Origin of the sequence: Clostridium sp. 1001283B150210_160208_E6 (assembly GCF_015669365.1) — a bacterium.
GTDB classification, from domain to species: domain Bacteria; phylum Bacillota; class Clostridia; order Clostridiales; family Clostridiaceae; genus Clostridium; species Clostridium paraputrificum.
In genome coordinates this window covers 73,623-85,968 of the sequence record NZ_JADPAA010000005.1, presented here as the reverse complement: position 1 = coordinate 85,968, position 12,346 = coordinate 73,623, and the positions used below count along the sequence as shown (strand labels likewise).

At 29.8% G+C, this 12,346-nt stretch carries 11 protein-coding genes, 3 tRNA genes and 1 other annotated feature; of the genes, 4 read left to right on the top strand and 10 right to left on the bottom strand.

What is annotated here, in order from left to right:
* Positions 1–50 precede the first annotated feature (50 nt).
* Genes I4V16_RS07475 through I4V16_RS07465 form a run of 3 tightly spaced genes read right to left on the bottom strand, consistent with a single transcriptional unit; the run spans position 51 to position 3,055 of the window.
* Positions 51–908, bottom strand: coding sequence for an ROK family protein (locus tag I4V16_RS07475; protein WP_195573002.1), 858 nt, complete (start codon positions 906–908; stop codon positions 51–53).
* A gap of 15 nt (positions 909–923) precedes the next feature.
* Entirely contained in the window at positions 924–2,300 is a 1,377-nt protein-coding gene (locus I4V16_RS07470) for an aldehyde dehydrogenase (RefSeq protein WP_195573001.1), read from the bottom strand.
* A 20-nt stretch (positions 2,301–2,320) separates the two neighbouring features.
* Complete coding sequence (locus tag I4V16_RS07465) at positions 2,321–3,055, bottom strand: DUF3298 and DUF4163 domain-containing protein (RefSeq protein ID WP_195572999.1); 735 nt, start codon at positions 3,053–3,055, stop codon at positions 2,321–2,323.
* A gap of 220 nt (positions 3,056–3,275) precedes the next feature.
* Here I4V16_RS07465 and I4V16_RS07460 point away from each other — a divergent pair, with 220 nt between their 5' ends.
* Positions 3,276–4,166: a polysaccharide deacetylase family protein gene (locus I4V16_RS07460; protein WP_195572997.1), complete on the top strand. Its 891-nt coding sequence runs from the start codon at positions 3,276–3,278 to the stop codon at positions 4,164–4,166.
* A 97-nt stretch (positions 4,167–4,263) separates the two neighbouring features.
* Here I4V16_RS07460 and rluF read toward each other — a convergent pair whose 3' ends face one another.
* Positions 4,264–5,043, bottom strand: coding sequence for a 23S rRNA pseudouridine(2604) synthase RluF (gene rluF / locus I4V16_RS07455; RefSeq protein ID WP_195572995.1), 780 nt, complete (start codon positions 5,041–5,043; stop codon positions 4,264–4,266).
* Positions 5,012–6,043 carry an anti-sigma factor domain-containing protein gene (locus tag I4V16_RS07450; RefSeq protein ID WP_172458905.1) on the bottom strand — a complete coding sequence of 344 codons (1,032 nt, stop codon included), beginning with the start codon at positions 6,041–6,043 and terminating at the stop codon, positions 5,012–5,014. The genes rluF and I4V16_RS07450 overlap by 32 nt, the downstream gene beginning before the upstream one ends.
* 381 nt (positions 6,044–6,424) lie before the next feature.
* Between I4V16_RS07450 and ispF the strand changes: the two genes are divergently transcribed.
* A complete protein-coding gene (ispF, locus tag I4V16_RS07445) occupies positions 6,425–6,895 on the top strand; it encodes a 2-C-methyl-D-erythritol 2,4-cyclodiphosphate synthase (protein ID WP_195572991.1) in 471 nt (156 codons plus the stop codon).
* 38 nt (positions 6,896–6,933) lie between these two features.
* On the opposite strand, the gene I4V16_RS07440 is transcribed toward ispF, so the two are convergent.
* The 3 genes from I4V16_RS07440 to I4V16_RS07430 form a co-directional block, all read right to left on the bottom strand.
* On the bottom strand, positions 6,934–8,217 hold the full coding sequence (locus I4V16_RS07440) for a Na+/H+ antiporter NhaC family protein (RefSeq protein WP_099329342.1): 1,284 nt from the start codon (positions 8,215–8,217) through the stop codon (positions 6,934–6,936).
* A gap of 74 nt (positions 8,218–8,291) precedes the next feature.
* Positions 8,292–8,367: transfer RNA gene (locus I4V16_RS07435), tRNA-Lys, on the bottom strand.
* Between the two features lie 64 nt (positions 8,368–8,431).
* Positions 8,432–9,106: a hypothetical protein gene (locus I4V16_RS07430; protein WP_049179969.1), complete on the bottom strand. Its 675-nt coding sequence runs from the start codon at positions 9,104–9,106 to the stop codon at positions 8,432–8,434.
* 214 nt (positions 9,107–9,320) lie between these two features.
* Here I4V16_RS07430 and I4V16_RS07425 point away from each other — a divergent pair, with 214 nt between their 5' ends.
* The gene (locus tag I4V16_RS07425; RefSeq protein ID WP_195966617.1) at positions 9,321–9,725 is read left to right on the top strand and encodes an HNH endonuclease signature motif containing protein; all 405 of its coding nucleotides are present in this window, start codon (positions 9,321–9,323) and stop codon (positions 9,723–9,725) included.
* Between the two features lie 49 nt (positions 9,726–9,774).
* Here the strand turns inward: I4V16_RS07425 and I4V16_RS07420 are convergent.
* Positions 9,775–9,849, bottom strand: a tRNA-Gly gene (locus I4V16_RS07420).
* Positions 9,850–9,854: 5 nt separating this feature from the next.
* A tRNA-Leu gene (locus I4V16_RS07415) sits at positions 9,855–9,938 on the bottom strand.
* Between the two features lie 126 nt (positions 9,939–10,064).
* Positions 10,065–10,277, top strand: a binding site (T-box leader).
* Positions 10,278–10,333: 56 nt separating this feature from the next.
* Here I4V16_RS07415 and thrS point away from each other — a divergent pair.
* Positions 10,334–12,265 (top strand): threonine--tRNA ligase, encoded by a 1,932-nt coding sequence (gene thrS / locus I4V16_RS07410; RefSeq protein ID WP_195966616.1) that lies wholly within the window; start codon positions 10,334–10,336, stop codon positions 12,263–12,265.
* The last annotated feature ends 81 nt before the right edge of the window (positions 12,266–12,346 follow it).

The window sequence follows — 12,346 nt, the reverse complement described above, 5'->3', positions numbered from 1 at the left end:
CCAAAAGAAAAGAAGCCTTGCCTCCACAAAGCTTCCTAACCAATTATTTATTACTCATTAAGGAAATTATAAACAGCCCCTATCATTCCCGCATCATTTTTATGCTTACACCTTTCAATGACACACTTAACATCCTTCCAAGCCTCTATATTTTCCAATGCATTTACTACTTCTTCTATAAACTCTTCTCTTTCACTTACTCCGCCACCAATAAGTATTTTTTCTGGATTTAAAGTGGCACTTAAGTTATATATTCCTATAGCAATTAATCCATACCATTCATTTATTATTTCTTTTACCTTAGGATCTTTTTCCCCTTCTTCAAAGACAACTTGTCCATCTACCGCTTTATCTAAATTCTTATATTTCATATATTCTTTTATTAATGCTAAAGTTGATGCTGTATTACTATACATTCCCTTTTCATTACATCTCATAAATCCAAACTCTCCACCTTGGAAAGTACTTCCTCTAAGTAATTTATTATTTACATAGATTCCTCCACCTATGCCTGTTCCAATAGTAACACACACAAAATCAGAACATTCAGTAGCATTTCCGTTAAACTTTTCTGCTAAAGCTACACACTTTCCATCATTCTCTACTGAAGCCTTTAGGCCAGTTTTCTCTTCTATTATCTTTGTAATACATTTTCCTTCAATACATCTTATTGCATAACAAACCTTTGGTATACCGTTTACAGAATCAATAAATCCTGGCATACTTATAGCCACACCTTCAACTTCATTTTTTCTTTCTAAAGCAATTTTTATTATATTTTCTAAAAATGATTCTTCACTTTCTCTTCTTGTATCAAAGCTAGCCTTTTCTAAAATAGCTCCTTCTTCATTTAATATACCCCATTTAATTTTTGTTCCCCCAATGTCAAAAGCTAAATATTTTTTCATAACCATAAAACCCCTTTATTTTAATATTTTCTTCATTAATTTTAATTTATCATTATATGGAGCAAACCTAAAGGGTAATTCCATAAATGTTCCTCTTTTTAAAACAGACTTTCTATGACTAAATGTATCGAAACTAGCCTTTCCGTGATAAGAACCTATGCCACTATTACCTACTCCACCAAAGGGAAGATATGTTGATGCAACATGTATTACAGTATCATTTATTGTAACTCCACCTGATGACGTATTATTTAACACATACTCAATTTTATTTTTATCTTCAGAAAAGTAATATAAAGCTAATGGCTTATCTCCATTATTAACCTTATTTACTACTTCTTCTAAATTATTAAATTCATATACAGGAAAAATAGGTCCAAATATCTCTTCTTCAAGTATTTTAGCCTTTTCTTTTATATTTACTAATATGGTTGGAGATATATATTTTTCTTCTATAGATACTTCTCCCCCATAGAATACCTCTCCTTCATCTAAATACTCAGAAAGTCTTCTAACCTCTCTCTCGCTAATTATTCTTGGATAATCAGGACTTTCTTTTTGTTTCTTCCCTAATTGCTCTTCTATTTCCTTAACTAACTCCTCTAAAAACTCTACTTTTACATCTTTATGTACATAAAGATAATCTGGTGCCACGCATGTTTGGCCAGCATTTAAAAATTTTCCCCAAGCAATTCTCTTTGCACTCATCTTTATATTAGCATCTTTATCTACAATACATGGGCTTTTACCTCCCAGCTCTAAAGTAACAGGAATTAAAGACTTAGAGGCCTTTTCCATAACTATCTTTCCTACTCTTACGCTACCTGTAAAAAAGATATAATCCACAGGTTGTTCTAACAATTCAGAAACAACCTCTTTTCCTCCCATTGGATTAACCACCTTAATATATTCATCATTAAAGTTATTATTAATTATCTCTTCAATTAACATAGATGTATTAACAGAATACTCAGAAGGCTTTATAACTGCACAGTTTCCTGCCCCAATTGCTCCTATTAAAGGAGATACTATTAACTGAAAAGGATAGTTAAACGGTCCTATAATTAAAGCTACTCCATAAGGTTCTTTATATACATAGCATTTACTAGGATAATAATTAATTGAAGATTTTACTTTTTCTTTTTGGGACCATTTTTTTATATTTTTTATCATGATGTTTATTTCTTCATACACCATTCCTATTTCAGTTATGTATCCTTCAAAATTTGATTTTCCTAAATCCTTTTTTAAAGCATCTAAAATAATTTCTTCATTCTCTTTTATTAATCTTTTTAACTTTTTTAGATTATCTATTCTAAAATTAATATCTTTTGTTTCCCCGGATAAATAATAATTCTTCTGTTTTAATATAATATCTTTTATATTATTCATATTATTTCCTTTCAACCTAACTATTTACTATTAATTTTATCATAGACATAGCTCTTTTTAAATATTTCTAAAGGAATCCTAAATTCAGGCATTCCTCCAGCATATGGTGCAATTTCATATTGTGCAAAAAATATTACTAAATTATTTCCTTCTATAAAAAAGCCTTGATTATCCTTTATTCCTTGAAAGCCCTCTTTACCTGTAAAATACATATCTTTATTCTTGTCTATTTCACTTTGAATATGCTTATTTATCAAACTTGTATAATCATATTTCTCTTTAAATAAATTATTAAGTTTTAAAACTTCTCCACTTTTTTTATCTATATTATAATACTTTCTTGTAGTAATTCCATGAGCACCCCCTGTAAACTGATAGTAATCTATATAAAAACTTAAAGGATTCTTAGTACTCTTAACCTCATATCTAGCATTTGCTTCATAAGGCCCCAATGGCTTAACATTTGTATCGAAATTTTCTTTTGCAATTAGTCTAATATCTTTAATCCAGTCTAGAGTCCAATTTTCTATTTCTTTATTTATCAGAGCTTCTTTACTCTTATTAGATATACCACTTATCTGAGGTATAATTACATCTACATCTACGTAATCATCTTTCTCTTTTATAACTTTATCCACAATTCTAACTTCTTCTTCATTTTTCGACGTTTCACTTGCCAACAACACCTGTGGACAAAAACTGTTTATAATGTTGATAACTATTAAAGAAAAACTTAATAAAACTTTATTACTCATAACTTGAATCATTCCTTTCTTGCTTTTTTATATAGTATTCTCTTTTTTTTAACATTTATCAACATACTAATTCACAATTACTTAACAACTTATCCACACCCAATTGTGGACAATGTGGATACTATCCAATTTTTTCTATATTTTCATTTGATTATTTACTTTACATATCTTGGTATGATAAAATTCATATACAACAAATATATTTTTAAAGGTGAATATTATGAGGAAAATTTCCAGTAAAAAACTACAAAATATTATATTAATAGCACTTATAATAGTTCTAATAGGAGTTGTATTTGCTATTTATATTAAAGAAAAAGAACAAAAAAGTACTGCAAGTAATGAAAGCATTGAAAATTTACAACTAAATGAAGAGCATGAAGAACCTAAAACTGAACCAGAAGAAATTAATAGATTTGAAGGTTTAACACTTATTAACGATAATCGTGGAGTTCCTGTCCTATATTATCACTCAGTAGATCCTTCAGAGGAAAATGAAGTTATTATTTCTCCTGATAGACTTAGAGAACAACTTCAATTCATTAAAGATTCAGGATATACTACTTTAACTATTAGCGAGTTTAATGACTATATTATTAATAAAAAGCCAATACCAGAGAAAAGTATACTTATAACCTTTGATGATGGCTATATGGACAACTATACAAATGCTTTTCCAATACTTAAAGAACTAGATATGAAAGCAACAATTTTTGTTATTACTTCTGTAATTGACGAGGGCAGTTACTACTTATCAAGTGAAAGAATTAAAGAAATGTCTGACTATGGTATAGATATAGAGAGCCATACAGCAACCCATAGTCATTTAGATCAACTTACTTATGAAGAACAACTTAAAGAACTAAAAGACTCAAAAGAAAAAATAGAATCTATTACTGGTAAGAAAGTTCTATCTGTAGCCTATCCATATGGTGACTTAAATGAAGATAGCACAAAAGCTGTAAAGGAGGCGGGCTACTCATTAGCTTTCACCACTAATTTAGGTTATTCTGATAGGGATGATACTCCTGTAAAACTCGATAGAATTTATGTAAGTTCTAGATATACTATGGAAAAATTTAAAAGCAGATTAATTAATACAAATAAATAAAAAAATGGAGTGAATATTTGCTTTAATATGCAGAAAGCAAATATTCACTCCAATCATATGAAGGTAAGAAAACTATAAAATTATTTTCCTTGCCTTACTATTCTTTATAAACCTTTTGGGAATCTTTTATAAGTTCATTTATCCCCGCTAATTCCTTTATAGTTAAATCTCTCCAACTACCATTCTTTAAATTTCCTAAATTAATATTCATTATTCTAACTCTTTCAAGTTTAACTACTTTATACCCAAAGACTTCACACATTCTTCTTATTTGCCTGTTCATTCCCTCAGTTAATATTATTCTAAATACCTTGCTTCCCTCTTTCTTAACAAAGCATTTCTTAGTAACAGTACCTAGAATTCTAACCCCAGATGACATTTTCTTAATAAAATCATCAGTAATTGGCTTATTAACAGTTACAATATATTCCTTTTCATGGTTATTACCTGCACGTAAAATTTTATTAACTATATCTCCATCATTAGTTAGTAAAATTAGGCCTTGAGAATCTTTATCTAATCTTCCTATAGGAAATATTCTTTTTTTATGTCCAACGAAATCAACAATATTTCCTCTTACTTTATGTTCAGTTGTGCAAGTTATACCTACTGGTTTATTTAATGCTATATAAACAAGCTCCTCTTCCTTCGTTATATCTTTCCCATTTACTTTAACTATTTGCCCTTTTCCTACCTTCATACCCATAGTGGCCTTTACTCCATCTATTGTTACCTTCCCACTTTCTATAAGCTTGTCAGCTTCCCTCCTAGAGCAAATTCCAGTCTCACTTATGTATTTATTTAATCTTATCTCTTCTTTTCTATCATTATGCACTATTATATTATTATTTCTGTTCATCCTTCGATTCCTTTTCATCATTTACCATGTCTTTAATATTATGTTCCTTACCTGAATTATTTACTAATACGCTTACTTTTTCTTCCTTAACATACCTTGCTGTATCCTCTAATAATCCATATTTTAAAGCTTCTCCACTTATAGTAATTAATATACTTTGATTTGGTATCATATCATTTTCCTTAGCATATCTTAGGCTTTCTTCTAAAGCTTTATCTATATTTTTATACTTTGGATTTACAGCATTTATAAGGTCTTTACCCTTTTGAGTTGGTGAATAAGTATATATTACTTTATTAAATCTATTAAGTTCATACTTTAACTGAGATGTTGTATCTATAACAACAGTCCTTACCCCCTTAGTATATTGATAAATTCCACCTGCCAAAATAAAAGTTAAAAATACAGCTCCTATGCATATTTGTAACTTATAATTTCTAATTCCTTTTTTCTCTTTCCCTCTATATTCTTGTCCTACTTTTAAATCGCCTTCCTTTTTTAACTTCAAGAACTCCCCTGCACTTGTAAATATAAAGACACTTCTTTTATTTACCTTAAGAACTATTCCCTTTTTTATATCATTATTTTTATTCTCTTTTGGAACTAATGCAGTAGTCTTACTTCTCTCTTCTATTCGTATACAATCTTGTATGTATTTATAATTAGGGTTAGAAAGAATTATTACATAAACTAATATATAATCTTGCCATATCTCTAAAAATGTTCTCGATACTCGCGTTCTCTTAGCCACCATTGCTACTGGTAACTCTCTTTTCTTTTGAACTTTCTCAAAAAGTTCATAGTCTTCATATATATAACTTGCTATATTCAAAATTAAATTTCTATCTCTATATGTTGGAAATATATTAACCAAGTCTTTTACAAGTATTTTATATAAAAATAATTCCTTAAGCATAAACGATATTTGCTTTTCCCTTATTCTTCTTACTTCTTCACCAACTTCAATAATAGCTGGGGTACTTGAAAAAATATATTTATTTCTATTAAACTCCGCCATACTTATCATCCTTTCATGATAATACGACAACTTAAGTCACATTATCAAATTATACTACCTCACATATAATGTATTATACCATATAAAAACCTACACCTACTCTGTATATATCAAAGGTTTTGCAAATATATTTTACTGAACCCATATAATTTGAAAGTGAGGTTTATCTATGAAAGGAAATGTTATTTACGTTGATTTTATCTATATGCGTAAGAGGGTAAGTTATATCAGATTCCTTATTACTACAAAATCTTTTTCCTTTGTTAGATATTTTAAATTTCTTTTTTTAACAGAAGAAAGAAATTCTAATGTAAATATTAGAGTAAAAAATGTTCAATAATGGTATAATTCTTATATACATTTTTTACAGGAGATGATTATATGAGAATTGGACTTGGATATGATGTTCACAAATTAGTTGCTGATAGAAAACTTATTCTTGGCGGTGTTGAAATTCCATATGAGTATGGATTACTTGGTCATTCTGATGCTGATGTGTTATTGCATGCTATAATGGATTCTTTATTGGGTGCTTCTGCTTTAGGTGATATAGGAAAACACTTTCCTGATACTGATTCTAAATATAAGGGAATCTCAAGTATAGCTTTGTTGAAAGAAGTAGGAAAGCTTTTATATGAAAATGGTTATAAAATTTCCAACATAGATTCAACAATTATAGCACAAAAACCAAAAATGGCACCTCACATCCAATTAATGAGAAAAAATATTGCTAATGCCTTAAACATAGACATTGATCAAATAAATGTAAAAGCTACAACTGAAGAAGGACTTGGCTTTACAGGAGAGGGACTTGGAATATCTTCTCAAAGTATTTGCCTTCTTTATAAATAATAAGAGAAATTGCATTTGCAATTTCTCTTAATCTTTATTTATTCACTTCTTTTTCTCCAGTAAAGGTAAATTGATACTAAAGCACAAATCCCCATTAAATATGGATAAACTGAATATTTTATTATTGCAAATGGTGATATCATAGCTAATCCTGAAGCTGAAATAAGTTGTGCCCCATAAGGAATCAATCCTTGAAATACACATGAGAACATATCCATTATGCCAGCTACTCTTCTAGGTTCCAATTCAAACTCATCTGAAATATCTTTAGCTATTGGTCCAACAGTTACTATTGCAATAGTATTATTAGCTGTACAAATATCAACTAGGCTTACTAATGTAGCAATACCAAGTTCAGCTCCTCTTTTACTTTTAAAGTTCTTCATACCTTTATTTAATATATATTCTATTCCACCATTATTTTTAATTAACTCAATGGTTCCTGCTATTAATAAAGAAATTATTATAAGTTCGCTCATACCTTGTATTCCAGCTGAAATATTAGTAAACAATCCTATTATATCAAAGCTTCCATATAAAAGCCCTATTGCTCCTGCAAATACAATTCCACCTATTAAGATAAATATTACATTTATACCCATTAATGCAGATATCAACACAACTATGTATGGAAGTATCTTTATAAAACTATATTCATACTCTCCTAAAGTTTGTATAGATATTCCTTTTGTAAGAATCATAAATACAATAGCAGTAACTATAGCTGCTGGTAATACTATTTTGAAGTTCATTTTAAACTTATCCTTCATTTCACAACCTTGAGTTCTAGTTGCAGCAATTGTTGTATCTGATATCATAGATAAATTATCTCCAAACATAGCTCCACTAACCACAGCCCCTACAACTATAGCAACAGCTATTCCTGTCTTCTCTGATATTCCTACTGCTATTGGAACTAAGGCAACTATTGTCCCCATTGATGTTCCTACTGATAATGCTATAAATGAAGCTATTATAAATACACCTGGTACAAGTATACTTGTAGGTAAAATTGAAAGTCCAAAATTTACTGTTGAATCAACAGCTCCCATAGCCTTAGCTACTTGTGCAAATGCCCCTGCTAAGACAAATATAAGAATCATTAATATAACATTAGAATTTCCTGCTCCCTTACAAAAATCTTGAAGCTTATCTTCAAATGTTCTCTTCTTATTCATTGATAAAGCAACTATGGCAGATATTAAAAATGGTACTATCACTGATACTGCATAAAAGTCTTTTGCTATAATCGATGTTCCTGCATAAACTATTAAAAAAACTGCTAATGGTAATAATGCAGTAACGTTTCCTTTTGTTTTCATATATTTCTCCTCTCAAATTAAGTCTCTTTTATTATACAAGAAAAAAAGGAATCTATAACTAGATTCCTTTCATTTGGTGCGCCATCAGGGATTCGAACCCGGGACACCCTGATTAAGAGTCAGGTGCTCTACCAACTGAGCTAATAGCGCTTATTTACATAAAATATTATAGCATCCAACTTTTTTATGGTCAAGATGCTATAATATTATTTTTTTATATAACTTCCGACAAATTCTTTTGCAATATTTCTTTAAACTTCTCTGCGCTCAATTCATTTTTTATTGCTTCACTACATATTTTCTTCCATTCACTTACTGTTACACCAGTCTTACTTATAAATGTATTTTCATCATTAGTTAACATAGTAGAATCTACAATAAAATTACCAAGTTCTTCTGGATTTCTAAATATCTTTAAATATAAAAATTCTTTATTATCACCATACCAAGTTTTATTAAATTCTCTACTGAACTTAATCAATTCAGGTATAACTCTATCTTTTGGTAGATCCCACATTTTTGATACTCTTGTATAGTGACTCAACATTAATTGTGCTTCACTCTTTGATATTTTCCTTTTCGATAATCCATCTCTTATAATTTTATCAACGGGAAGTGATGGAATATTAATTATTATCCTATCTTTACCATATATCCATTTATAAAAAGCTTCTTGCAAGAAAGAATATTGAATATATCCAAGTAGCACTTTCGCATCAGGGAAATATGCATAGATATTATCAATACCATTATTTTTCGAAAATATCAAGGTATGAATATAAAGTGACTTTTCCTTTGGTGGATTATCCATAAACATATGACCTCTTATTGTTTTATTTTCATGAATTAATGATTCCCAATACTTAAAGGAGTTATAGTTTTGTCTCACCCTTATCACCTTTCTTTCCTTTATATAATATATTATATAGTAAGATATACCCCTTTATCAACACCATACTACGTGTTTACACGTTATTATAAAATATGTATTTGAATTACCATTCATACTGTTATTTAATAATTTTTATTGAAATTTTTTACAAAATTGAAGTTGTTTTTAATTTATTATATAATGAGTACATATTGAATAAGGAGGTATGTTATTGTTTTTTTGTGAAATATGTAATAAGCCAGCTGATATACACCATATAGTTCATAGAAGTGAAGGCGGTTTAGATATAGAGATTAACTATAAATACCTTTGCAATGAACACCATCGTGGTAAAAATGGCCCCCATCACTCTATCGAAATAGATTTAAAATATAAATTAGAACTACAAAAAGAATTACTTAAGATTCTTGACAAAAATTTCTATACAATAAAAGAGTTAAGTAACACTTTAAATTTTTCTTTAAATGTTGCAAAACGTATAACTAAAGATTTGCGCCTATATAAAGAAGGTTATAAGAAAGAAGATATTATATTATATCTCATGGGTGGGACTTTATACACCGAAGAAATGATTGAAAATATAAAAATTCAAAAACTACTTGAAGAAATTTATTGAATACAAAAAGCTCTAGCATTTTTGCTAGAGCTTTTTATAAATGTAGGTTTGGAGCGGAAAACGGGATTCGAACCCGCAACGTCCACCTTGGCAAGGTGGCGCTCTACCGTTGAGCCATTTCCGCATAAATGGTGCAGATGAAGGGAGTCGAACCCCCACGCCTAAGGCGCTAGATCCTAAGTCTAGTGCGTCTGCCAATTCCGCCACATCTGCATCTTATACCAATATTATACAATTTGTATGCTATAGAAATCAATACCTATATACTATAATATTGAAACTTTATAAATGTTGACATTTAAAAATTAAATAATTATAATTAATTAATAAAATATAATTTTTAAAACGTTGAAGAGAAGAGTAAGTTATTAACTTCATTTTCAGAGAGAGGATACATTAGCTGGAAGTATCTTTAAATGATCATAACTGAAGACCACCTCTGAGTGACTCTAATAAAGTCCGTAATTATCACGTTACGATAAACTTAAGTGATCTATAATATATTTTTATAGGTAATTAGAGTGGAACCACGGATATTTCTTCGTCTCTATATTTTTAGAGAACGGAGTTTTTTTATTTTAGAAAAGAATTTGGAAGGAGATATAAAAATGATTAAAGTTACTTTAAAAGACGGTTCAGTGAAAGAATTTGAAGCCGGACTATCAGTACTTGATATAGCTAAATCTATTAGCGAAGGATTAGCTAGAAACGCATGTTGCGGTATTATTAATGGAAAAGTTGTAGACCTTCGTCATATTGTTAATGAAGATGTGGAGCTTGCTATATGCACATTTGATTCTCAAGAAGGTAAGGATGCTGTAAGACACAGTATATCTCACGTTTTAGCTTATGCTGTAAAAAGATTATTCCCAGAAGCAAAACTTGCTATTGGACCATCAATTGAAAATGGATTCTACTATGATTTCGATAGAGATATAGCATTCTCAGCTGAAGATGTTGAAAAACTAGAAGAAGAAATGAAAAAAATAATTAAGGAAAATCCAGCTATAGAAAGATTTGAACTTCCAAGAGATGAAGCTTTAAAGTTAATGGAAGATGAACCTTACAAAGTTGAATTAATAAATGACCTACCAGAAGATGAAGTTATTTCATTCTACAAAATGGGTGATTTCACAGATTTATGTGCTGGACCACACTTAATGTCGATTAAAAATGTAAAAGCAATCAAACTTCTTAGAACTGCTGGTGCATACTGGAAAGGTGACGAAAAGAATAAGATGCTTTCTAGAATCTATGGTACTGCATTCTTAAAGAAAGCTGACTTAGATGCTCATCTAGAAGCTTTAGAAGAAGCTAAGAAGAGAGATCACAATAAATTAGGAAGAGAACTTGGAATATTTACAACTCATGAAAATATAGGTCAAGGACTTCCATTATTCATGCCAAAGGGAGCTAAGCTTTTCCAAACTCTTCAAAGATGGATTGAAGATGAAGAAGAAAGAAGAGGATATGTTTTAACTAAGACTCCATATATGGCTAAAAGTGACTTATACAAAGTATCTGGTCACTGGTCTCACTATAAAGACGGCATGTTTGTTTTAGGTGATGAAGAAAAGGATGATGAAGTTATGGCTTTAAGACCAATGACTTGTCCATTCCAATTCACTATATATAATGCAGAACAACACAGCTATAGAGACCTTCCAATAAGATATGCTGAAACTTCAACTCTATTCAGAAATGAATCATCAGGAGAAATGCATGGGTTAACTAGGGTTAGACAATTCACTTTATCTGAAGGTCACATAATTGTTACTCCTGAACAACTTGAAGAAGAATTCAAAGGAGTTGTTGATTTAATTAACTATGTTATGGATACTTTAGGAATCTCTGAAGATATATCTTACAGATTTTCTAAATGGGATCCAACAGATAAGATTAAATATATAGATAATGCTAAGGCTTGGGAAGAAACTCAAGTTATAATGAAAAACATATTAGATCACATTGGAATTCCATATGTTGAAGCTGCTGGTGAAGCTGCATTCTATGGTCCAAAGCTTGATATTCAATGTAAGAACGTTCACGGAAAAGAAGATACAATAATAACTGTTCAAATTGACTTTGCATTAGCAGATAGATTTAACATGACTTACATTGATAAAGATGGTAATAAGAAAACTCCTTACATTATTCATAGATCATCAATTGGATGCTATGAAAGAACAATTGCTACTTTAATTGAAAAGTATGCTGGAGCATTACCAACTTGGATGGCACCAGTTCAAGCTAAGATTTTACCAATCTCAGATAAATATAATGATTATGCTGAATCTATTGTTAAATCTCTTAGAAATAAGGGAATTAGAATTGAAGCTGACTACAGAGCTGAAAAAATAGGATATAAGATAAGAGAAGCTAGACTAGAAAGAGTTCCTTATATCTTAGTTGTTGGTGAAAAAGAAGCTGAAAACAATGCTGTTGCTGTTAGAAGTAGAAAGAATGGTGACGAAGGAAGCATAGCATATGCAGACTTTGAAGCTAGAATTCTTGAAGAAATAGCAAACAAAGAAAAATAATCAAGATAAGACAGATAAAAAAGTTAATCAGGATAAAGAGAGAGAAATTGCTTTGCAATTTCTCTTTTTTGTTTAAATTTC

Coding starts and splice junctions, on each gene's coding strand:
- I4V16_RS07475 (WP_195573002.1), bottom strand. CDS start 908: ATGAAAAAATATTTAGCTTTTGACATTGGGGGAACAAAAATTAAATGG.
- thrS (WP_195966616.1), top strand. CDS start 10,334: ATGATTAAAGTTACTTTAAAAGACGGTTCAGTGAAAGAATTTGAAGCC.
- I4V16_RS07440 (WP_099329342.1), bottom strand. CDS start 8,217: ATGAAAACAAAAGGAAACGTTACTGCATTATTACCATTAGCAGTTTTT.
- I4V16_RS07460 (WP_195572997.1), top strand. CDS start 3,276: ATGAGGAAAATTTCCAGTAAAAAACTACAAAATATTATATTAATAGCA.
- rluF (WP_195572995.1), bottom strand. CDS start 5,043: ATGAAAAGGAATCGAAGGATGAACAGAAATAATAATATAATAGTGCAT.
- I4V16_RS07465 (WP_195572999.1), bottom strand. CDS start 3,055: ATGAGTAATAAAGTTTTATTAAGTTTTTCTTTAATAGTTATCAACATT.
- ispF (WP_195572991.1), top strand. CDS start 6,425: ATGAGAATTGGACTTGGATATGATGTTCACAAATTAGTTGCTGATAGA.
- I4V16_RS07450 (WP_172458905.1), bottom strand. CDS start 6,043: ATGGCGGAGTTTAATAGAAATAAATATATTTTTTCAAGTACCCCAGCT.
- I4V16_RS07470 (WP_195573001.1), bottom strand. CDS start 2,300: ATGAATAATATAAAAGATATTATATTAAAACAGAAGAATTATTATTTA.